The organism is Agrobacterium sp. S7/73 (assembly GCF_019355535.1).
GTDB classification, from domain to species: domain Bacteria; phylum Pseudomonadota; class Alphaproteobacteria; order Rhizobiales; family Rhizobiaceae; genus Agrobacterium; species Agrobacterium tumefaciens.
This window is the reverse complement of record NZ_CP072136.1, coordinates 1,398,880-1,419,787: the sequence shown is the minus strand read 5'-3', so window position 1 is coordinate 1,419,787 and position 20,908 is coordinate 1,398,880. Positions and strand designations below refer to the sequence as shown.

Here is a 20,908-nt window from a genome sequence, read left to right as displayed (position 1 = left end):
CCCCGCGCGAAACGTCCTGTTAGCCTTCGACGGCAATCAGCGCCGCAGCCACGGCGCGCGATTCCGAAAGCATGATATTATAGGTGCGCACGGCAGCACCCGTGCTCATCGGATCGACCGAAATGCCCGCTTGCTTGAAGGCTTCGCGCAATTCCTTCGGCAAGACCCGCATGCCATCACCCGTGCCGATCAAAAGCACTTCGATATCCTGCGCATCAGCCAGAACCTTGTCGAAATGCTCAAGCGTCAATTCTTTCACATCAACCGGGCTCCAGCCGTGAATGCCGGAAGGCAACAACAGGAGAGAGCCGCGGTGCGACATGTCTGCGAAACGGAAACCGCCATTGCCATAGGCATCGATGGGCGCCCGGCCGGGAAAATGGGCCGGGCGTATTTCAATCCCGCCGGCCATCAGACGGCAGGCTTGCCGCCGATGGCATTGCCGGACTTCTCATCCTTCTCGTCTTCCGCATCCTTGCTGTCGGGACGCAGCTTGAAGGCGATCAGCACCGGAGCCGCGATATAGACCGAGGAGAACACGCCGATACCGACGCCGAACAACATTGCGAAGGTGAAGGAACGAATGACCTCGCCACCGAACAGATACAGTGCCAGCAGTGCCAGAAGCACGGTCAGACCGGTAAGGATCGTGCGCGAAAGGGTCTGGTTCAGCGATACGTCGATGATCATCGAAAGTGGCATCTTCTTGTATCGCCGGAGGTTTTCACGGACACGGTCGTAGATGACCACCGTATCGTTCAGCGAATAACCGATGATCGTCAGGATCGCCGCGATACTGGTCAGGTTGAACTCTATACCCAGGAAGACGAACAGGCCGATGGTGAAGACCACGTCGTGCACCATCGAAATGACCGCACCCAGTGCAAATTGCCACTCGAAGCGAACCCAGATGTAGATCATGATCGCCGCCATGGCGAGCACAACGCCGATCGTGGAGGTCACGGTCAGGTCACCGGACACGGCCGGACCAACGACTTCCACGCGACGGAAATCATACTTGTCCTGCAACTCGCCGCGCACCAGGGTGATTGCCGACTGCTCGGCATTTTCGCCGCCGTCCTGCGCCTGAATGCGGATGAGAACGTCCTGCGGCGTGCCGAAATTCTGTGCCTGGATTTCACCGAGGTTCAGCTGGTTCAGACGCTCGCGAATATCTGCGAGATCGGCCTCACCCTGCTTGGCGCGCACTTCGATAACCGAGCCGCCCTGGAAATCGATGCCGAGGTTCAGGCCCTTGGCCACGAAGCCACCGACGCAGGCGAGCATGATCACACCGGTGATCATGAAAACTACACGGCGATAACGCATGAACGGAATGTCGCGACCGTCGAACATGGCGGTGCGTACACCCTTCGGCAGATGTTTCGGACGGCTGCGGCGAACCCAGTAGCCAAACATCCAGGCCGTCAGCGTATAGGCCGTGAAGACGGTGGTGATGATACCGACCGCAAGCGTGACGGCAAAGCCCTTGACCGGACCCGTGCCCATGTAGAACAGCACGCTTGCAACGATCAGCGTCGTCAGGTTGGCGTCGATAATGGTCGCAAAGGCGCGTGTGAAACCATTATCCAGTGACTGGATCAGCGGTTTTCCGCTCTTCACCTCTTCGCGTATTCGCTCGTAGATCAGAACGTTGGAGTCCACCGCCATACCGATCGTCAAGACTATACCCGCAATACCGGGCAAGGTGAGCGTAGATCCGATCACACTGAGGACGGCGATCAGCATGACCACGTTGACGATGAGGGCGATGTTCGCAAGCAGGCCGAAGAAGCCATAAAAGACGAACATGAAGATGAGGACGCCGACGGCGCCGATGGCGCTTGCCGTGAGGCCGGCGGTGATGGAGTCGTTACCAAGGCTCGGACCGACGGTGCGTTCCTCAACCACTGTCAGCGTGGCCGGAAGTGCGCCTGCACGCAACAGGACTGCAAGGTCATTGGCGCCCTGAACCGAGAAACTGCCGGAAATCTGTCCCGAACCGCCGATGATCGGCTCACGGATGACAGGTGCAGAAATGACCTGATTGTCGAGCACGATGGCGAAAGGCTTGCCGACATTCTGCTGCGTCGCCTGCGCAAAGCGCTGCGCACCGCGGCTGTCGAAACGGAAGGTGACGACGGGTTCGTTGGTCTGCTGGTTGAAGCTTGCCTGCGCATCGACGAGGTTGTCGCCGGAAACGAGCGCGCGGCGTTCCACCAGATAAGGAACCGGCGGATCGTCCTGCGAATAAAGAACCTCTGAGGTCGCAGGCGGACGGCCATTCATCGCTTCCTGCACCGGCATGGTGGTGTCGACCATGCGGAAGGACAGCTTTGCCGTCTGGTTGAGAAGCGATTTCAGGCGCTGCGGATCCTGGAGGCCCGGGACCTGTACGATGATGCGGTCGGAACCCTGACGCTGGATGAGAGGTTCGGTGGTGCCGACTTCGTCAACGCGGCGGCGCACGACTTCGATGGACTGCGATACGGCCGAGGACAGGCGATAATCCACGCCTTCATCGGTCAGGTTGAGCCGCAGCAGATTGTCGCCGCCGTCGTTCATCGTCACTTCTGTGATGGAACCGCCGACCAGCGTTCCGGCGGACACCGGCTGCGTTAGGTCGCGAAGCGCGGTTTTCGCCGCTTCATATTGAGCGGGATCGCTGATGCGAACCTGGATCTGCTGGCCGTTGCCGGTAAGCCCCGAATAGCGGATGTTGGCGTCGCGAAGCTGCGTGCGCACGTCACCCACGATCGTTTCAAGCCGTTCCTTGACGATGTCGGAACGCTCGATCTTGAGCATGATGTGCGAGCCGCCCTGAAGGTCGAGACCGAGCGTTACCTTGTTGTCCTTGTACCAGGCAGGCATGCCCTCCAGCTGCTTGTCCGAAAACAGGTTGGGAGATGCGATGAAGACGCTTGCCAGCACAAGCAACCAGATAAAGACTGTTTTCCAACGGGAAAAATGAAGCATTTCGATCTCGGTCAGGGTTGGGGTTGCGCGATGCGCAACCCGTCAAATTCGGAAGCGGACGTTCAATTATCCGGCAGGATCAGGAAGCGGCTTCCGTCTTGACCACTTCGCCCTTCACGCGCACTTCGGCAATGTAAGCACGAGCGGCACGGATTTTCACGCCTTCGGCGATTTCGACTTCGAGTTCATTGTCGTCGATGACCTTGGTCACCTTGCCAACGATGCCGCCACCAAGAACGACCTGATCGCCACGGCGAATATTGGTCAACGTTTCCTGACGCTTCTTCATCTGCGCGCGCTGCGGGCGAATGAGGAAAAAGTACCAGACCACCATAAGCGGTGCAAACAGGAAAAGCATCTCAAGGCCGGAACCGAATGCAGACGCGCCGCCCGCCGTGTCCTGGGCAAAAGCTTGACTAATGAACATATAAAACTCCTCAACGATTACAGCACGACCTCGTATGCCGCCCCAGCTTTCAAGCCGCCGGAATATAGTGGGGAACGCCGGGAATGCAACAGATGCAGAAGCCACGCCGTACCGATTCCGGACCTCTTAACCTTTATGGGCCTGAAACGCCATGCTAGGCCGGGTTGAAAACATCGTTATGAACATCGGATAAGCGGAAGAAACACCATGATTCGAGAAGAGACGGCCACCCTGCTTCTTGCCGAACTGCGCCGGCTTAACGTCGCCATGGAACGGCTGGCAGGCCCGGCACCTGCCGTGAACGACTGGAATGCGGCGGATTGCTTTGTCTGGACGCCGGTCAATTCCTTTCTGCAGCCGGTCTCGCGTCCGAACCGCATTGCGCTGAAACTCATTCGCGGCGTCGATCATGTGCGCGATATCCTGCACGAGAACACACTGCGTTTTGCCGATGGTTTTCCCGCCAACAACGTGCTGCTCTGGGGCGCACGCGGCATGGGCAAATCCTCGCTGGTCAAGGCCGTTCACGAAGATGTGCGCGCCGCAAGCGGCGTTCCCTTGAAGCTGGTCGAGGTGCATCGCGAAGATATCCACACCCTGCCCGCCTTGCTGGATATATTGAAAGCTTCCGGCGAACGCGTCATCGTCTTCTGCGACGACCTCTCTTTCGATCACGACGACACGGCCTACAAATCGCTGAAGGCGGCACTCGATGGCGGCATAGAGGGGCGTCCGGACAATGTGCTGTTCTATGCCACGTCCAACCGCCGTCATCTTCTGCCGCGCCACATGATGGAGAACGAGCAATCGACCGCCATCAACCCTTCGGAAGCTGTTGAGGAAAAGGTCTCGCTCTCGGACCGCTTCGGCCTGTGGCTCGGCTTCCACAAATGCGGCCAGGAAGACTATCTGACAATGATTGACAGCTATGCCGAACATTTCGATCTCGGCCTTGATCGCGAAACCCTGCATCACGAGGCGCTGGAATGGGCGACCACGCGCGGCGGCCGCTCCGGTCGCGTCGCCTGGCAATATATTCAGGATGCCGCCGGGCGCCTGAGAAAATCGATCGACAGATAACGCCACCGTGACATCTGGCGAGAGCCGGTGTCGTTGCGGCTATAGGCGTTGTCGTATTCCCGACCGCCACATCGCCCGCCAAATGGTTTGCTGCACATATTCGGCGTAATGCCGGGTATCTGCGGCGGGCGGTGATCAAGAGGCAGGCGACGTTTGTCCAGACGCGCCGATTGTTCTTCTTTCCATCCCTTCGCCGATTGAGATTCCACGCGAGCCGCGTACGGGTCCGCGCATGAGTTTTGACGATATCCTGTCCGCGGAGGAGCGGGCCGGTATTGGTGTTCAACCCAAGGAGGAGATGGATATGAGCAAAAACAGAGGCGTCGTCTATTTGCGCCCCGGCCAGGTCGAGGTCCGCGACATCGATGATCCGAAGCTGGAGGCGCCGGATGGCCGCCGTATCGAGCACGGTGTCATTCTCAAGGTTATTTCCACGAATATCTGCGGTTCGGACCAGCATATGGTGCGCGGCCGCACCTCGGCGATGCCCGGCCTCGTCCTTGGCCATGAGATCACCGGCGAAGTCATTGAAAAAGGCGTCGACGTCGAGATGCTTGATATCGGCGATATCGTCTCGGTGCCGTTCAACGTCGCCTGCGGTCGCTGCCGCTGCTGCAAGTCGCAGGATACCGGTGTGTGCCTGACGGTGAACCCCGCCCGTGCCGGTGGCGCCTACGGTTATGTTGATATGGGAGGCTGGATCGGCGGACAGGCCAGATACGTGACCATTCCCTATGCCGACTTCAACCTTCTGAAATTTCCCGACCGCGACAGGGCAATGTCCAAGATCCGCGACCTCACCATGCTCTCGGACATCCTGCCGACCGGCTTTCATGGCGCGGTCAAGGCCGGCGTCGGTGTCGGCTCCACGGTCTATGTCGCGGGCGCCGGTCCGGTCGGTCTGGCGGCTGCCGCATCTGCCCGTATTCTCGGTGCCGCCGTCGTCATGATCGGTGATTTCAACAAGGATCGCCTTGCGCACGCCGCAAAGGTCGGCTTCGAGCCCGTCGATCTTTCCAAGGGTGACCGGCTGGGCGACATGATTGCCGAGATCGTCGGCACCAACGAGGTCGACAGCGCCATCGATGCCGTCGGTTTCGAAGCGCGTGGCCATTCGGGCGGCGAACAGCCGGCCATCGTTCTCAACCAGATGATGGAAATCACCCGTGCCGCCGGCTCGATCGGCATTCCCGGCCTTTACGTCACCGAAGACCCAGGTGCGGTCGATGCCGCAGCAAAACAGGGTAGCCTGTCGCTTCGCTTCGGTCTCGGTTGGGCCAAGGCACAATCTTTCCATACCGGCCAGACGCCGGTGCTGAAATACAATCGCCAGCTCATGCAGTCGATCCTGCACGACCGCCTGCCCATTGCCGACATCGTCAACGCCAAGATCATCGCACTCGACGACGCCGTACAGGGATATGAAAGCTTCGACCAGGGTGCCGCAACCAAGTTCGTGCTCGATCCGCACGGCGATCTGCTGAAGTCAGCCTGATAACGGCGGCTTAAGACCCGCGAGATGGGAAACGCCCGCGATAGAATATTGTCGCGGGCGTTTTTGCCCGCATCCACATTGTCACCATCAGGTGAAATCATGGATCAACTTCAAGCATCGCCTCCAGCTCGGAGGTGGCCAATGGTGAGAGATAGGGTCGAAACAGGCTGGACACCTGCCGAAGTCCCCAGTCCAGTTGCTGCGGCCCGAATTCGGTGACCCCTTCCTGAAGGTTGAGATAAGCCGCCCAATAGGTCGAGACGATCCAGAGATTGGTAAGCAGGGCCCCCCGCTCAGTTTCTGGAATCTCTGCAAGCCCTGCCCTCTCCATCCGGCTGACGATATCATCAACGGCAAATCGCATTGCCGCGCTTATGCCGCGAACCGGCTCCACCAGCGCAGGCGCGGAGGAAAGAAGGCCGACAAAATCACGAAACAGGAAGCGGTAGTTCCACACCAGCGAAAACCAGAGCCGCAGAAAGCCAGCATATGTCGATGCGGCAACTTCGTCCTCTTCGTCGATCTTTGCGACGACCGCCAGCGCGTCGGTCTCGAACAGGGCAAACAGCGCCAGCACCAATGCCTCCTTGGTGCGGAAATGATAATAAAGATTACCCTCGTTGATATTCACTGCCCTTGCGATCTCGGCTGTGGTTACGTGATCAGGCCCCCTCTCGTTAAATAGTTGGAGTGCGGCAGCGATTATTCTCTGTCGTGTGGGGGAAGGACGCCCCGTCGATCGTTCGGCCTCGCTTTTCTTCATTGATATCGGACCCCGCTATTGAAACCTAAGGTGCACACCTTAAATGAATAAAATAAGGTACACACCTTAACAAATAAATTTGAGTGTTCAACGCGAATAAAGGACCTGTCCATGCCCGGAACCGACCTTCGCACCCCGCTCCCGGATACATCCGCTGCGGCACCCGTATCGAAATTCGCCACAGCACGTTTGGCCCTCTCACTCATCCGCAACCCGCTGAACGCATTGCCACCGGAGATTTTCAACGAACCGGCGGTGTTTATCCGTGTCGGCGGTACGATGCGCGTCCATCTTGCCGATCCTGTCCTTATTCATGAGGCCCTCGTCAAGAACGCCCATCTGCTCGGCAAGGGTGAGGACGTGCGCCGCGCGCTTGGCCCCGCTCTCGGACAGGGCCTTCTGACCGCCGATGGCGATCACTGGAAATGGCAACGGCAATCCGTTGCCGCCGCCTTCCGGCACGAAAAGCTGCTGGAACTGCTGCCCGTCATGATCGAGGCGGCGGAGCGAACCGGCAGGCGCTGGCGCGAATCTCCTTTCGGTGACATCGATATCGGCCATGAAATGATGCGGACCACCTTCGACATCATCGTTGAGACCATGATGTCCGGCGGCCACGGGATCGATATCGGGCGCGTGGAGCAAAGCATAACCGACTATCTGAAACCGACAGGCTGGACCTTCGCGCTCGCCATGCTGGGCGCACCGGAATGGCTCCCTCACCCCGGTCGGCGCAAGGCCCGGGCCGCTGTCGGTTATCTGCGCTCCAGCCTGTCGACGGTGATTGCGGACCGGCGGCAGAACCCTGTCGAGAGAAACGATCTGGTGTCCATGCTACTTCAGGCGAAGGACCCCGAGACGGGACGCATGATGAGCGACAAGGAAATCATCGACAATCTGCTCACCTTCATCACCGCCGGTCACGAAACGACCGCGCTCGGTCTGGCATGGACGTTCAATCTGCTGTCGCAACACAGCGACGTGGAGCGGAAAGTCGTCGAGGAAATCGCAGCCGCCACGGGTGGAAATCCCGTCGCCGCCGAGCACATCGCCCAACTGACCTATACCAGACAGGTATTTTCCGAGGCGATGCGGCTTTACCCACCTGCCCCGGTCGTTACCCGCACGGCGTTGCAGGATTTCAAGCTCGGCGACCATGATATTCCTGCCGGAACCGTTCTTTATGTGCCGATCTACGCTGTCCACCGGCACACGGCACTGTGGGACGAACCGGAACGTTTCGACCCTTCCCGCTTCGAGCCGGAAAAGACCAAGGCGCGCCACCGTTACGCCTATATGCCCTTCGGTGCAGGTCCGCGTGTCTGCATCGGCAATGCATTTGCGATGATGGAGGCCGTGTCGATCCTGGCGGTGCTGTTGCAGAACGTCCATCTCGAAAACAGATCGGCAAGTCCGGCAGAGCCACTGATGAGGGTGACGTTGCGGCCGCAAAGCCGCTTGATGATGCGTATCACCGACCGCAAAAACAAATCGCCCGCGGCGTGAACCACCGCGGGCGACCATTAATCCGGGAAAACACCCATCACCGGGCAGTGACGATCAAAGATCGACGTCGAGGATTGCCATGGAGAAGTTGTACGAGCGGTCGCCGTCCTCGTCATCGATGTAGACAACGCCAAGGAACTCTTCGCCAAGATACACTTCGGCGGAATCGTCCTTACGGGGACGCGCCTTCACAACCATCTTTTCATTGAAGGTGCGCTTGAAATAGGCGTCGAGTTTTTTGATTTCGTCGGCTTTCACCACTATTCTCCTGTGCGGTTCGGGTTGCGCCGCTTTTGGCATGGGACAAGGGCGAAAGTAAAGTGAAAGCGGCACATCGCCAATGTCTTTCACAGGCCATGTCTTTCACGCGGAGCCTTCCACACGGACAATTGAGAAAATATCGGACCCGTCAGATATCGGCTCCGATGACCTGATCCATCAGGCGCGAGGGTTCGGAACACCCTGCCTCTCCCACCACCCGCGCCGGCACACCGGCAACGGTGGTCTTCGGCGGGACCGGCTTCAGCACCACAGAACCGGCGGCGATGCGCGAGCAGCTGCCGATCTCGATATTACCGAGGATTTTCGCGCCCGCTCCGATCATCACGCCATTGGCGATCTTCGGATGACGGTCCGCCCCCTCCTTGCCGGTGCCGCCAAGCGTCACGCCATGCAGGATGGAAACGTTGTCGCCGATAACGGCCGTCTCGCCGACCACAAGCCCGGTGGCATGATCGAGGAAGATACCCTTGCCGATGCGTGCTGCCGGATTGATATCCGTCTGGAAAATGCTGGACGAGCGGCTTTGCAGATAAAGCGCCAGATCCCTGCGGCCCTTTTGCAGCAGCCAATGGGCAAGGCGATGCGTCTGGATGGCCTGAAACCCCTTGAAATAAAGGAGCGGCTCCATGAAGCGCGTGCAGGCCGGATCGCGATCGTAAACCGCCTGAATATCGACGCGCAGCACGCTGCCCCATTCGGGCCAGTCATCCAGCATGTCCTGAAAGGTCTGGCGCAGAAGAACGGCCTGCATATCGGGATGATCGAGGAGTTCACAGATGCGATAAATCACGCATTCTTCCAGAGACCGGTGATTGAGGATTGTCGAATAAAGGAAAGCCGAAAGCAGCGGGTCCTGCGCCACGGCGCTTCGCGCTTCATGCAGCAAGCTGCCCCAGATCGGATCGACGATCGCCAGCTGTTCCGGCTGACGGGCCTCGGTACGTGCGACCATGAATGGTCTCCTCGTTTGCAGTAGTCGTTCTTTATACAGAAAAAGACGTGCATAAGAAATGGGATTCGAATGACGACTTTAAAGGCGGCAAGGCTTCAGTTTTTCTTCATGCAGCATGAAAAACCGTTTCTTGCCGCCACCCATCAAAGGCTGCGGTAAAATTCCAGAACCGCCGCCTTGAACACCCGGTCGCCAACGGCCAGCATGTGGTCACGGCCGGGAATGTCGATAGCGCGCGCATGCGGCATGATCGCCGCAAGTTCGGCACCCGATCCGGCGATATCGTCGTTGGTTCCGACCGCGATCAGCGTCGGTGCATCGATCTTTGCGGCCTGTTCGCGGCTGACGAGGACACGCGACGTCTCGATACAGGCGGCGAGTGCCAGCCGGTCGCTTTTCGTCTGGTCGGCAAAGGCGCGGAACATGCGGCCGCGCTCATGCTTGACGACATCGAGCGAGGGGGCCAGCAGCGCTTCAGCGATCGGATCCCAGTCGCCCACACCTTCCACCATGCCGATGCCAAGTCCGCCGAAAACCAGTGAGCGGACACGCTCCGGATGTGCCATCGCCAGAAAGGCGGAAATGCGTGCGCCCATGGAATAGCCCATCACATGAGCCTCCGCGATGCCGAGATGATTAAGCAGCGCCACCGCATCGCCGGCCATGACGGGCGGATAATAGGCTTGCGGATCATGCGGCTTGTCGCTTGCGCCATGGCCGCGATTGTCGATAGCAATCACCCGGTAACCGGCGTCACCAAGCGTTTTCAGCCAGCCTGGATGCACCCAGTTGACGTTGGCGCTGGAGGCAAAGCCGTGAATCAACAAAACCGGATCGCCCGCCGGATCACCTTCATCGAAATAGGCAAGGCGAAGGCCATCATGGGAAAAATCGGAAAATTGCGGCATGTTGAGATTCATCAAGGACATCCTTTTTGCCGGACCATATGGCAGGAAATCGCAATTTTGAACATGTTTTCCTGACGATTTTTATGGAGATGCAATGCGTTTGAGGCTACATATCCGCAGCAATAAGCCCATGCTCGATGACGACCTGCGGCTTAACCACGATATTGCATTTGGAGACGAACATGGCCGGGCATTCCATTCCCCACTTCCAGAACGATGGCGGACACAGCGTGATCGAGATCGGCGTCAAGGAATTCATGTGCACCGGCGCTTCGGTGCCTTTCGATCATCCCCACATCTTCATCGACATGGGCGACGACAACGAGAAGGTCTGTTCCTATTGCTCCACCCTTTACCGCTACAATCCGTCGCTGAAGGCAGAGCAGACCAATCCTCCAGGCTGCGTCTTCCATGTGAAGGCCGCCTGACCTTCCACCTTTCCTGATCGGGGCGCGACATGCCCATCAAATCCGTAGCCATCGTCGGTGCCGGCATCGCCGGTCTCACCGCAGCGCTTTCTTTTGCCCGCCAGGGCATCAGCTCTGACATCGTTGAACAGGCCGGCGAACTGACGGAAGTCGGTGCGGGCCTGCAAGTATCGCCCAATGCCGCCCGCATCCTTGCCGCACTCGGCGTGATGGCTGAGATAGAGGCGCGTTGGACCGAGCCGGTCAGTGTCGATCTGGCCGATGGCAAATCGCTTGCCACGTTGCTGTCCTTGCCCGTGGATGCGACGGCCCGCACACGCTGGGGCGCACCTTACGGCGTGCTGCATCGCTCGACGTTGCAAAACGCGCTTCTCAATGCGGTAACGCGCAATCCGCTCTGCCGCCTGCATCTTGGCAAACGTATCGAAAACGCGACGACAGACGTCATCGCTGCAACCACGTTCCGCGATCACGACCTGATCGTCGGCGCAGACGGTGTCTGGTCCGCGGCCCGTTTCGCTGTCCCCTCCGCCCCCACTGCCACCTTCTCCGGCAATATTGCCTGGCGCTTCACGGTCGCGGCAAAAGATGTGCCGTCAGCCATCAACAAAAGCGCCGTCACCGCCTATCTCGGTTCGGGTGGCCATATCGTCGCCTACCCGCTGAAGGAAGTCGGCGGCTTCAACATCGTCGCCATCGCGCTCGGCGCCGATCCCGGCGCAACATGGCGGGCGGAATCGAGCGGCCAACAGAAAGCCATGCTGCTCGCGCAGTTTCGCGGCTGGAGCCCGGATATCGTTCGGCTGCTGGCATCGTCGGAAAATCCGACCTTCTGGCCACTTTATCAGGCCGGTCCCGGACGCTGGCACAATGGTCGCGATACGGTGCTGATCGGCGACGCTGCCCACGCGATGATGCCCTTTGCCGCACAGGGGGCGGCGATGGCCATCGAGGATGCATTTGAACTGGCGGGCACATTGACCGGAACATCCCTGCCCGTACCACAGGCCCTTGCCGCCTTCGAAGCCCTGCGTCTGCCGCGCATAGAAAAGGCCCGCAAGCGGGCCTCTCTCAATCGTTTCGCCTATCACGCCACAGGCCCGGTTCGGCTTGCCCGGGACTTCGTCTTCTCGACACGTCCGAGGGAAGCCTTCCTGAAGGACTTCGACTGGCTATACGGCTACCGCGCCAAAGGCTGAGGTTAGACTGCGGCTGCCGCAGCAAACCCGGCCTCGAGATCCTTCTTGAGGTCGGCGATATCTTCAAGCCCTATCTGCAGACGGATGACCGGACCTTCCGACGGGCCTTTGGCAATCGTCCTGTCGACAAGCGACACCGACACGGCAAGCGATTCGTATCCACCCCAGGAATAGCCGAGCCCGAAGAAGGTCAGCGCATTCAGGAATGCCGCCGCAGTCTGCTTGTATTTGCCCTCTTCGGCCTTCAGCACGAAGGAAAATACGCCGCTCGCGCCCTTGAAATCGCGCTTCCAGAGTTCATGCCCGGCAAAGCTCGGCAGCGCCGGATGCAGAACGCTCACGACGTCGTCGCGGCTTTCCAGCCAGGTGGCGATGTCGAGGGCGCTTTTCTGGTGGTGCGCAAGCCGAATGCCCATGGAGCGCATGCCGCGCAGGATCTGATAGGCGTCATCAGGCGTCACGCAGATGCCAAGATTGGTGTTCGCTTGATAAAGCGTCTTCCAGTGCTTTTCATTGGCGGAAACAAAGCCCATCAGGACATCGGAATGACCTGACGGATATTTGGTGGCGGCATGGATGGAAACATCGACACCGAAATCGAGCGGCTTGAAATAAAGCGGTGTCGCCCAGGTATTGTCCATCGTCACGACGCAATCGTGCCTGTGGGCGATCTCGGTGATCAGCCGAACGTCCTGAATCTCGAAGGTATTGGAACCCGGCGCTTCAAGATGCACCAGCTTGGTATTCGGGCGGATCAGCGCTTCGATACCCGTCCCGATGGCCGGGTCGTAATACTCCACCTCCACACCAAGCTTCTTCAGCATCGTGTTGCAGAAGCGGCGTGTGGGAAAATAAACCGAATCGACGATCAGCGCATGATCGCCGGCGCCAAGATAGGCTAGGAACGGCACGGTGATCGCTGCAAGGCCCGATGGCACGAGAATGGTTCCGAAAGAACCTTCCAGCTCGTTGACGAGATTGCATAGCGCATCGGTCGTCGGCGTGCCGTGGGTGCCATAGGTGTATTTCTGGTTTTCGGTCGAAAGCGTCTCGGCATCGGGGAAAAGCACGGTAGAACCGCGCACGATGGGCGGATTGACGAAACCGAAACAGTCGGCGGGATCGTTGCCGCCATGGGTCAGGCGCGTATTCATACCTGCGGTGGAAAGCAGGTCATTGGTCTTGGTCATTTCAGATCAGCTTTCGAAGGGATATTGACGCGAGCGACAATGCGGAGAGCCGGAGGCAAGGTCAAGTCCCGCAGAACATTCGTAGATGGGAGGATTGATCCACCCGGCAACAGCATACAAGAAGTATACAAAAATCGTGCAAGTGTATTTTTCCGCAAAAATATGCTTATATTTTCACCCTTTGCACACTTCCCGACCAAAATTTGGAAAATTCCGTTTTATAGGCACAATTATTGTCAGCATGTCTTGACCCCGCTGCCAATTACGATTGTGATAGAAAAAGCGGATCGAAAAGATCTGCTGAAGGGGGGAGCTGGGGCAAAAACAATATGCCGGTCCTCTTCCGATTGACGATAACAAACAAAGGTTGGGAAAAATGAAAAAGGCAATTCTGTCGGCCGTTATCGGCGCAGCAGTTTTGGGAGGAGCCTCGGTCGCTTCGGCTGCGACGCTTCAGGACGTGAAGTCGAAAGGTTTCGTCACCTGCGGCGTGAGCGCTGGCATTCCGGGATTTTCCAATCCCGATGACAAGGGCGAATGGTCCGGCATCGACGTGGACTATTGCCGCGGTATTGCCACTGCGGTTTTCGGCGATCCTACAAAGGCTAAATTTGTCGCTCTTTCGAGCAAGGACCGTTTTCCGGCTCTCCAGTCTGGCGAGGTCGACGTTCTGACCCGTAACACCACCTGGACGATCAGCCGCGACACATCGCTCGGCTTCAACTTCCGTACCGTCAACTATTATGACGGCCAGGGCTTCATCGCCAAGAAGGGCCTCAACGTGAAGTCCGCGCTTGAGCTTTCCGGCGCCGCCGTCTGCGTTCAGACCGGCACGACCACCGAGCTCAACCTTGCCGACTACTTCAAGACCAACAACCTGCAGTACAACCCGGTTGTTTTCGAAAAGGAATCCGATGCGACTTCGGCTTATGATTCCGGCCGTTGCGACGTTTACACCACCGACCAGTCCGGTCTGTACGCTATCCGTCTCAAGCTGAAGAACCCCGATGACAACATCGTTCTGCCTGAAGTCATCTCCAAGGAGCCGCTTGGACCGGCCGTTCGCCAGGGCGACGACCAGTGGTTCGACATCGTGACGTGGGTTCACTACGCGATGGTCAACGCCGAAGAGCTGGGCATCACGTCGAAAAACGTCGACGAGCAGAAGAACAGCGCCAACCCTGATATCAAGCGTCTGCTTGGCACTGAAGAAGGCACCAAGATCGGTACCGATCTCGGCGTGACGAACGACTGGGCCTACAACATCGTCAAGAAGGTCGGCAACTACGGCGAAGTCTTCGACCGTAACGTTGGCGCCGGCTCGCCGCTGAAGATCGAGCGTGGCCAGAACGCGCTTTGGACCAAGGGCGGCCTGCAATACGCACCGCCGGTTCGTTGATCGGCACTATCGTTGGCTAAGGACTGAAGGGAGGCTGGGCAATGCCCGGCCTCCACTTGAAATTATAGAATAAGCTCGCAAAGAGCATATAAAAGGGAAAGGTGCCTATGGCAGGCAACGCGGTCAGTTCGCAACGATCGCGCGCGCAAAGCGCGTCGTCACTCATTTACGATCCACGCATACGCGGAATTTTTTATCAGGTTCTGACAGTCGTCATCCTGACCGCCTTCGTCTGGATCATCGTGACGAATACGATCACAAATCTTCAACGGTCAAACATTTCGTCCGGCTTCGGCTTCCTTAATGGAAGAGCCGGCTTCGATATCGGCCAGTCGCTGATCGCTTACACCAGCGATGCGACCTATGGCCGGGCATTGCTCGTTGGTATTCTCAACACGATTCAGGTCGCATTTTTCGGCATCATCGCCGCGTCGATCATCGGTTTCATCGTCGGTATCGCCCGTCTGTCCAACAACTGGCTGATCTCGAAGCTGGCGCAGGCCTATGTGGAAATCTTCCGCAACATCCCGCCCCTGCTCGTCATCTTCTTCTGGTACAAGGGCGTCATCTCCGTTCTGCCTCAGGCCCGCGATTCGCTGCAGCTTCCGCTTGGAACCTACCTCAACAATCGTGGCTTCTTCTTTCCAAAGCCTCTCTGGGGCGAAGGGACGTGGCTGATACCGCTCGCTTTTGTGGTCGCCATCGTCCTCAGCGTCTTCATTTATCGCTGGGCGAAGGCCAGGCAGGAAAGAACCGGCGAGCAGTTCCGCACCGGCATCACCGCAACACTTCTCATCATCGGCCTTCCGGCTGCGACATTCCTCGCGCTCGGCTCACCCCTGACATTCGATTACCCGATTGCCGGGCGGTTCAACCTTGCGGGTGGTTCGGTCGTCGCACCTGAATTCATGTCGCTGTTTCTGGCGCTCTCCTTCTACACCGCTTCCTTTATCGCCGAGATCGTTCGCGGTGGCATCAAGGCCGTGGCAAAAGGGCAGACCGAGGCAGCGGAGGCATTGGGTCTTCGCGCCAGCACGACGACACGTCTGATCGTCGTTCCTCAGGCGATGCGCATCATCATCCCGCCGCTGACAAGCCAGTATCTCAACCTGACCAAGAACTCGTCGCTTGCGGTCGCGGTCGGTTTCGCCGACATCGTCTCCGTTGGCGGTACGATCCTGAACCAGACGGGACAGGCGGTCGAAGTTGTCGCTATCTGGCTCGTTCTTTATCTCTCGCTGTCCATTCTCACGGCCGTGGTCATGAACTGGTTGAACGCGAAAATGGCCCTGGTGGAGAGATAATAGATGACGATCAGCAATCACGCGTTCGTGCGCCACACCATTGAAGAAGCCAAACCCGCGCCTTCAAGCGCGGTTGGTATCAGCCATTGGCTGCGCACTAAACTTTTCGCCACGCCGAAGGACACCGTCCTTACGGTTCTTGCCATCGCGTTCCTCGCCTATCTTTTGCCACCAATAGTCAAGTGGCTGTTCGTAGACGCGGTATGGACCGGTACGGATCGCATCGCCTGCCTCACCGCCTCCCAGGGCGGTGCGCTGGCCGATGGCCAGTCCGGCGCATGCTGGGCCTTCGTTTCGGCGAAGTTCGGCCAGATCATGTTCGGCCGTTACCCGATCGATGAGCGCTGGCGTCCTATCCTTGTGATGGTCATGTTCACCATCCTCCTGGTGCCAATGCTCATTCCGAAAGCGCCATTCAAGCGGCTCAATGCGCTGGCGCTTTTCATCATCCTGCCAGTCATTGCGTTTTTCCTCCTCATCGGCGGCGTCTTCGGCCTGCCGGTGGTGGAAACGCAGCTCTGGGGCGGCCTGATGGTCACCCTGATCCTGTCTTTCTTCGGAATTGCAGTGTCCCTGCCCTTCGGCATTCTTCTGGCGCTTGGCCGCCGGTCAAACCTGCCGGTAATCAAAATGCTGTGCGTGCTTTTCATCGAAGTTATCAGAGGTATTCCTCTGATCACCGTCCTGTTCTTCGCCAGCATCATGCTGCCGCTGTTCCTTCCCGACGGCTGGACCTTCGACAAGTTCCTGCGCGCTCTGGTCGGCGTGTCGCTCTTCTCGTCCGCCTATATGGCGGAGGTGATCCGTGGCGGCTTGCAGGCCATCCCGAAGGGGCAATATGAAGGGGCAGACTCGCTCGGCCTGAACTATTGGCAGAAAACCCGGCTGATCGTGCTGCCGCAGGCGCTGAAGCTCGTCATTCCGGGCATCGTCAACACCTTCATCGGTCTTTTCAAGGACACGTCGCTGGTCTCGATCATCGGCATGTTCGACCTGCTTGGCATTGTCACACTCAACCAATCGGATGCGAACTGGGCGACACCTGTCACCGCAATGACGGGCTATATTTTCGCCGGGTTCATATTCTGGATATTCTGCTTCGGCATGTCGCGTTATTCGCTGTTCATGGAACGGCACCTCGACACCGGGCATAAACGATAAGGGACGCTCAAAATGGCAGAAACCCAAACAAAAAAACTGGCCGTTTCGACAACGGACGTGGCAATCGAACTCGTCGGCATGAACAAGTGGTATGGCGACTTCCACGTCCTGCGCGACATCAACCTGAAGGTGATGAAGGGCGAGCGTATCGTCATCGCCGGTCCTTCGGGATCGGGCAAATCGACCATGATCCGCTGCATCAACCGGCTGGAAGAACATCAGTCGGGCACGATCAACGTCGACGGTATCGAGCTCACCAACGATCTGAAGAAGATCGATGAGGTGCGTCGTGAAGTCGGTATGGTGTTCCAGCACTTCAACCTCTTCCCGCATTTGACGATTCTGGAAAACTGCACGCTGGCGCCGATCTGGGTTCGCAAGATGCCCAAAAAGGAAGCCGAAGAAGTGGCGATGCACTATCTGAAGCGCGTCAAGATCCCCGAACAGGCGCATAAATACCCTGGCCAGCTCTCCGGCGGTCAGCAGCAGCGCGTGGCAATCGCCCGCTCGCTGTGCATGAAGCCGAAGATCATGCTGTTCGACGAGCCGACCTCGGCGCTTGACCCGGAAATGGTCAAGGAAGTGCTTGATACCATGGTCAGCCTTGCCGAAGACGGCATGACGATGCTGTGCGTGACCCACGAAATGGGCTTTGCCCGCCAGGTCGCAAACCGCGTCATCTTCATGGACCAGGGCCAGATCGTCGAACAGAATTCGCCCGCCGAATTCTTCGACAATCCCCAGCACGAGCGCACAAGGCTGTTCCTCAGCCAGATTCTGCACTGAGACGCTGCAATCAGCTAACATCATGGAACGGGGCCATTTCGGCCCCGTTTTCATTTGACGACAGCCTCTCCACGCTCGACCTCATCCATGGGCTTGTCCTAAGGATCTAAGTCAACAAAATCGAGCGGTTGCAGATCTCGGGAAAACCCCAAGGGTGACGCCGGAATGTTTGGCAAGGTTCGCCATTCATTTTGATGGCTTCTTTCGCACCAGAAGCCCCGTTGAGTGAATCACCGGCCCCTGCAAATCGTCGTCTCACATCGTTCTTCATCCGCGAGAAGCACTGAAACTGCCAAGCCGACCTCGGTTTAACCATTTGTTACGAAACGGAAATCCTTGTTTTCCAAGGGTTCTGACAGCCAATGTCATTTTTTTGTCAAATCATGCATTTTTCCGCTTGCGGACCACGGGGAGCCTGACTATAAGGGCGCCACACCACAAGCGCACGCGCCCTTCGTCTATCGGTTAGGACGTCAGATTTTCATTCTGAAAAGAGGGGTTCGACTCCCCTAGGGCGTGCCACTTGCCTTCGTGTTTCCCCCTTCGAAAATATAAAGCAGCTTCGCAGACAGCGGATCCGTTACGCGTGATCGATGCGCCGGAACCGATTCCCGGGCGATACGTTAGAGTGCTGTCCCCCCGATGGAAGGCGAGCCGGATGAAGCGCCAGCAGGCAAATCGACCGGCTTGCCTTTCCCCTTCCAGCCAAATCACAGTGTCGGTTCTTTCTGGCGGGCAGCAGATGTCAGCTAAGGGTTGGAAAACCACGCCCCGAGGCCTTCCACGAGTCATGAAGGCATTGCCGGCGCGCCGTGATAGCGGCGAAATTTCAAGGCCTTGGCCAGTCCCGGCGCAGTTTTCCACAGCCGTTCCGGCCTCCATAAAAAAACTCGTCACGAAGCGAAAAAAATCAATTTTTCCGCTTGCGGAGCAAAGGGAGCCTGACTATAAGGGCGCCACACCACAAGCGCACGCGCCCTTCGTCTATCGGTTAGGACGTCAGATTTTCATTCTGAAAAGAGGGGTTCGACTCCCCTAGGGCGTGCCACTTGCTTCTCCTTGAAAATCAGTATTATGCGTTCAAGTCTTCACGTGATGTGTGAGATAGAGAATGCATGCCGTTTCCGGCCGTCCTTCAGCTTTTCCCGTAAAATCAAGTCTCGATCTGTGCCGACTGTCAGGGCGCGAAAGCCGCGTCCAGAACACGCAGCTGCACACGCCTCTGGCCCTGCCAGAGATCGGCACCCACGGTGCCTGCCACGTGGATGGACCTGCCACGCGCATTCAGCAGCATCTGCCCCAGAGGGGCCTCTGCGGCGCGGAATGCGATGCCGTCCAGCCGTGAGCCATCCATGGCCTCCAGCGTGATCTTGACGTGGGAGGTGCCGACCAGACGCACATCGCGCAGCCGGTGGGCAGGCACGGCAAAAATGGGCTGAGAATGGCCGGAGCCATAAGGACCAGCCTGTTCCAGCTGATCGACAAGCTGCAGGGTCGCGCCAGACGCGCCAATCGCACCGTCGATCTTCAGCACGCTGCTTTCCACCAGCTCGCTCACCGTCTTTGCGGCGGCTTCCTCGAAGAAGGTCCGGAGTTTGCCGAGATTGGCGCGTTCCACCGTCAGGCCCGCGGCCATGGCGTGACCGCCACCCTTGACCAACAGGCCGGCATCCACAGCGGCGCGGACCATTCTGCCCATATCAAAACCATTGATCGAGCGGCCGGAGCCTGTACCCTTGCCAGAGGGATCGAAAGCGATGGCAAAGGCCGGGCGGCGGAAACGATCCTTGAGGCGTGAGGCAAGCAGGCCAACGATGCCAGGATGCCAGTTTTCCCGTGCGGTAACGATGACGCCAGCGCCAGACCCGTCGCCATATTCATAAAGCGCTTCCGCTTCGGCTTCCGCCAGCATCACGGCTTCCATCGCCTGTCGCTCGCGGTTCAGCTCATCCAGCTTTTCGGCAATCACGTCCGCCTGTGACGAGTCGTCGAGTGTAAGCAGACGGCTACCCAGTGCGGCATCGCCAATACGGCCACCGGCATTTATTCGTGGCCCGATCAGGAAACCGAAATGATAAGGTGTCACCGGCCCGCCCAACCCCGCCTTTCTGAACAGCGCCGCCAGCCCGGCGTTGTTCATATGGCGCGCGGCAATCAACCCCTTTACCACATAGGCGCGGTTCAGCCCCTTCAAGGGCACCACGTCGCATACGGTTGCGAGTGCGACTATATCCAGCAGCGCCAGCAGATCGATCGTGAACGCCTGTCTGTTGCGCCTGTCCTTCAACAGCCTGAGGGTGGCGACCAGAACCAGAAACACCACGCCTGCGGCGCAGAGATGCCCCTGCCCCGAAAGATCGTCTTCGCGGTTGGGATTGACCAGAGCCACCGCCGGCGGCAGTTCCGAACCGACCTGGTGGTGATCGATCACCACCACATCTGTTCCGGCATCCTTTGCGGCATTCAGCGATTCATGGCTGGTGGAGCCGCAATCGACCGTCACGATCAGGGTCGCGCCATTGGCGGCAAGCTGCTGCATCGCCGCCGGATTCGGCCCATAACCCTCGAAAATACGATCTGGAATATAGATTTCCGGCGTCAGCCCGAAATGCGCGAGAAACCGATACATCAGCGCGGAAGACGCGGCGCCATCGACGTCATAATCGCCGAAGATCGCCACCTTCTCGCCGGTCTCGATGGCACGGACCAGCCTTTCGGCAGCCTTTTCGCAATCTGTCAGCATATGCGGGTCGGGCATCAAGGAGCGAATGGTCGGATCGAGGAAAGCGAGAGCCTCATCCACCCCCACCCCTCGCCCGGCCAGCACCCGGGCAATCAGTTCGGGAATGGCGTGGATCTGGGACATGGCCAGCGCACGGTTCTGTGCGGCCTGATCCAGCCGCGAAACCCAACGTTGCTCTGTCGCCGACCGCTCCACGCTTAGAAATGCGCGGACCACGGTATCGGCCGGCTCCATCATTGCCATCCTGTCCATCGTCCTGTCATGCGAATGCGAATGCGTATCCGCGCCTTGTCATGACAACGGGCTAAA

Annotated in this window: 18 protein-coding genes and 2 tRNA genes; 11 read left to right on the top strand and 9 right to left on the bottom strand. The window is 58.4% G+C overall.

Annotated features, from left to right (window positions below; genetic code table 11):
• Positions 1-19 precede the first annotated feature (19 nt).
• The 3 genes from J5276_RS07005 to yajC form a co-directional block, all read right to left on the bottom strand.
• A complete protein-coding gene (locus J5276_RS07005; protein ID WP_025593500.1) occupies positions 20-412 on the bottom strand; it encodes an Mth938-like domain-containing protein in 393 nt (130 codons plus the stop codon).
• Positions 412-2,976 (bottom strand): protein translocase subunit SecDF, encoded by a 2,565-nt coding sequence (gene secDF, locus J5276_RS07000; RefSeq protein ID WP_003515348.1) that lies wholly within the window; start codon positions 2,974-2,976, stop codon positions 412-414. The genes J5276_RS07005 and secDF overlap by 1 nt, the downstream gene beginning before the upstream one ends.
• 79 nt (positions 2,977-3,055) lie before the next feature.
• A complete protein-coding gene (gene yajC, locus J5276_RS06995; RefSeq protein WP_003515350.1) occupies positions 3,056-3,403 on the bottom strand; it encodes a preprotein translocase subunit YajC in 348 nt (115 codons plus the stop codon).
• A 207-nt stretch (positions 3,404-3,610) separates the two neighbouring features.
• On the opposite strand from yajC, the gene J5276_RS06990 reads away from it, so the two are divergent.
• Both J5276_RS06990 and fdhA read left to right on the top strand, forming a co-directional pair.
• Positions 3,611-4,483, top strand: coding sequence for an ATP-binding protein (locus J5276_RS06990; protein ID WP_013636188.1), 873 nt, complete (start codon positions 3,611-3,613; stop codon positions 4,481-4,483).
• A 304-nt stretch (positions 4,484-4,787) separates the two neighbouring features.
• Positions 4,788-5,978, top strand: a complete 1,191-nt coding sequence (fdhA, locus tag J5276_RS06985) for a formaldehyde dehydrogenase, glutathione-independent (RefSeq protein WP_025593503.1) — start codon at positions 4,788-4,790, stop codon at positions 5,976-5,978.
• Between the two features lie 97 nt (positions 5,979-6,075).
• Here fdhA and J5276_RS06980 read toward each other — a convergent pair whose 3' ends face one another.
• Positions 6,076-6,741, bottom strand: coding sequence for a TetR/AcrR family transcriptional regulator (locus J5276_RS06980; protein ID WP_112155022.1), 666 nt, complete (start codon positions 6,739-6,741; stop codon positions 6,076-6,078).
• Between the two features lie 111 nt (positions 6,742-6,852).
• On the opposite strand from J5276_RS06980, the gene J5276_RS06975 reads away from it, so the two are divergent.
• A complete protein-coding gene (locus tag J5276_RS06975) occupies positions 6,853-8,247 on the top strand; it encodes a cytochrome P450 (RefSeq protein WP_209159387.1) in 1,395 nt (464 codons plus the stop codon).
• 54 nt (positions 8,248-8,301) lie between these two features.
• On the opposite strand, the gene J5276_RS06970 is transcribed toward J5276_RS06975, so the two are convergent.
• The 3 genes from J5276_RS06970 to J5276_RS06960 all read right to left on the bottom strand — a co-directional run bounded on the left by J5276_RS06970 (position 8,302) and on the right by J5276_RS06960 (position 10,401).
• Entirely contained in the window at positions 8,302-8,505 is a 204-nt protein-coding gene (locus J5276_RS06970) for a DUF3126 family protein (protein WP_003515356.1), read from the bottom strand.
• Between the two features lie 151 nt (positions 8,506-8,656).
• Complete coding sequence (gene cysE / locus J5276_RS06965) at positions 8,657-9,481, bottom strand: serine O-acetyltransferase (RefSeq protein ID WP_003515358.1); 825 nt, start codon at positions 9,479-9,481, stop codon at positions 8,657-8,659.
• Positions 9,482-9,624: 143 nt separating this feature from the next.
• Positions 9,625-10,401 (bottom strand): alpha/beta fold hydrolase, encoded by a 777-nt coding sequence (locus J5276_RS06960; protein ID WP_111783307.1) that lies wholly within the window; start codon positions 10,399-10,401, stop codon positions 9,625-9,627.
• A gap of 170 nt (positions 10,402-10,571) precedes the next feature.
• Here J5276_RS06960 and J5276_RS06955 point away from each other — a divergent pair, with 170 nt between their 5' ends.
• A complete protein-coding gene (locus tag J5276_RS06955; RefSeq protein WP_003495891.1) occupies positions 10,572-10,817 on the top strand; it encodes a zinc-finger domain-containing protein in 246 nt (81 codons plus the stop codon).
• 29 nt (positions 10,818-10,846) lie between these two features.
• The gene (locus tag J5276_RS06950) at positions 10,847-12,016 is read left to right on the top strand and encodes an FAD-dependent monooxygenase (protein WP_065702489.1); all 1,170 of its coding nucleotides are present in this window, start codon (positions 10,847-10,849) and stop codon (positions 12,014-12,016) included.
• 2 nt (positions 12,017-12,018) lie between these two features.
• On the opposite strand, the gene J5276_RS06945 is transcribed toward J5276_RS06950, so the two are convergent.
• Positions 12,019-13,206 (bottom strand): cystathionine beta-lyase, encoded by a 1,188-nt coding sequence (locus J5276_RS06945; protein WP_003515364.1) that lies wholly within the window; start codon positions 13,204-13,206, stop codon positions 12,019-12,021.
• A 376-nt stretch (positions 13,207-13,582) separates the two neighbouring features.
• Here J5276_RS06945 and J5276_RS06940 point away from each other — a divergent pair, with 376 nt between their 5' ends.
• The 6 genes from J5276_RS06940 (at position 13,583) to J5276_RS06915 (ending at position 18,904) form a co-directional block, all read left to right on the top strand.
• Entirely contained in the window at positions 13,583-14,605 is a 1,023-nt protein-coding gene (locus J5276_RS06940; RefSeq protein ID WP_003515366.1) for an amino acid ABC transporter substrate-binding protein, read from the top strand.
• Between the two features lie 107 nt (positions 14,606-14,712).
• The gene (locus tag J5276_RS06935; protein WP_065702488.1) at positions 14,713-15,909 is read left to right on the top strand and encodes an amino acid ABC transporter permease; all 1,197 of its coding nucleotides are present in this window, start codon (positions 14,713-14,715) and stop codon (positions 15,907-15,909) included.
• Positions 15,910-15,912: 3 nt separating this feature from the next.
• The gene (locus J5276_RS06930) at positions 15,913-17,070 is read left to right on the top strand and encodes an amino acid ABC transporter permease (protein ID WP_112155019.1); all 1,158 of its coding nucleotides are present in this window, start codon (positions 15,913-15,915) and stop codon (positions 17,068-17,070) included.
• 12 nt (positions 17,071-17,082) lie between these two features.
• On the top strand, positions 17,083-17,856 hold the full coding sequence (locus J5276_RS06925; protein ID WP_003515372.1) for an amino acid ABC transporter ATP-binding protein: 774 nt from the start codon (positions 17,083-17,085) through the stop codon (positions 17,854-17,856).
• 447 nt (positions 17,857-18,303) lie between these two features.
• Positions 18,304-18,378: transfer RNA gene (locus J5276_RS06920), tRNA-Glu, on the top strand.
• A 451-nt stretch (positions 18,379-18,829) separates the two neighbouring features.
• Positions 18,830-18,904, top strand: a tRNA-Glu gene (locus J5276_RS06915).
• Between the two features lie 129 nt (positions 18,905-19,033).
• On the opposite strand, the gene recJ is transcribed toward J5276_RS06915, so the two are convergent.
• A complete protein-coding gene (gene recJ, locus J5276_RS06910; RefSeq protein ID WP_112155018.1) occupies positions 19,034-20,842 on the bottom strand; it encodes a single-stranded-DNA-specific exonuclease RecJ in 1,809 nt (602 codons plus the stop codon).
• Positions 20,843-20,908 lie beyond the last annotated feature (66 nt).

Excerpts from the sequence above, each read along its gene's own strand:
- yajC (WP_003515350.1), bottom strand. The coding sequence starts at position 3,403 with ATGTTCATTAGTCAAGCTTTTGCCCAGGACACGGCGGGCGGCGCGTCT.
- J5276_RS06925 (WP_003515372.1), top strand. The coding sequence starts at position 17,083 with ATGGCAGAAACCCAAACAAAAAAACTGGCCGTTTCGACAACGGACGTG.
- J5276_RS06955 (WP_003495891.1), top strand. The coding sequence starts at position 10,572 with ATGGCCGGGCATTCCATTCCCCACTTCCAGAACGATGGCGGACACAGC.
- J5276_RS06945 (WP_003515364.1), bottom strand. The coding sequence starts at position 13,206 with ATGACCAAGACCAATGACCTGCTTTCCACCGCAGGTATGAATACGCGC.
- fdhA (WP_025593503.1), top strand. The coding sequence starts at position 4,788 with ATGAGCAAAAACAGAGGCGTCGTCTATTTGCGCCCCGGCCAGGTCGAG.
- recJ (WP_112155018.1), bottom strand. The coding sequence starts at position 20,842 with ATGGCAATGATGGAGCCGGCCGATACCGTGGTCCGCGCATTTCTAAGC.
- J5276_RS06990 (WP_013636188.1), top strand. The coding sequence starts at position 3,611 with ATGATTCGAGAAGAGACGGCCACCCTGCTTCTTGCCGAACTGCGCCGG.
- J5276_RS07005 (WP_025593500.1), bottom strand. The coding sequence starts at position 412 with ATGGCCGGCGGGATTGAAATACGCCCGGCCCATTTTCCCGGCCGGGCG.
- cysE (WP_003515358.1), bottom strand. The coding sequence starts at position 9,481 with ATGGTCGCACGTACCGAGGCCCGTCAGCCGGAACAGCTGGCGATCGTC.
- J5276_RS06975 (WP_209159387.1), top strand. The coding sequence starts at position 6,853 with ATGCCCGGAACCGACCTTCGCACCCCGCTCCCGGATACATCCGCTGCG.
- J5276_RS06940 (WP_003515366.1), top strand. The coding sequence starts at position 13,583 with ATGAAAAAGGCAATTCTGTCGGCCGTTATCGGCGCAGCAGTTTTGGGA.
- J5276_RS06960 (WP_111783307.1), bottom strand. The coding sequence starts at position 10,401 with ATGAATCTCAACATGCCGCAATTTTCCGATTTTTCCCATGATGGCCTT.
- J5276_RS06930 (WP_112155019.1), top strand. The coding sequence starts at position 15,913 with ATGACGATCAGCAATCACGCGTTCGTGCGCCACACCATTGAAGAAGCC.
- J5276_RS06950 (WP_065702489.1), top strand. The coding sequence starts at position 10,847 with ATGCCCATCAAATCCGTAGCCATCGTCGGTGCCGGCATCGCCGGTCTC.
- J5276_RS06935 (WP_065702488.1), top strand. The coding sequence starts at position 14,713 with ATGGCAGGCAACGCGGTCAGTTCGCAACGATCGCGCGCGCAAAGCGCG.
- secDF (WP_003515348.1), bottom strand. The coding sequence starts at position 2,976 with ATGCTTCATTTTTCCCGTTGGAAAACAGTCTTTATCTGGTTGCTTGTG.
- J5276_RS06980 (WP_112155022.1), bottom strand. The coding sequence starts at position 6,741 with ATGAAGAAAAGCGAGGCCGAACGATCGACGGGGCGTCCTTCCCCCACA.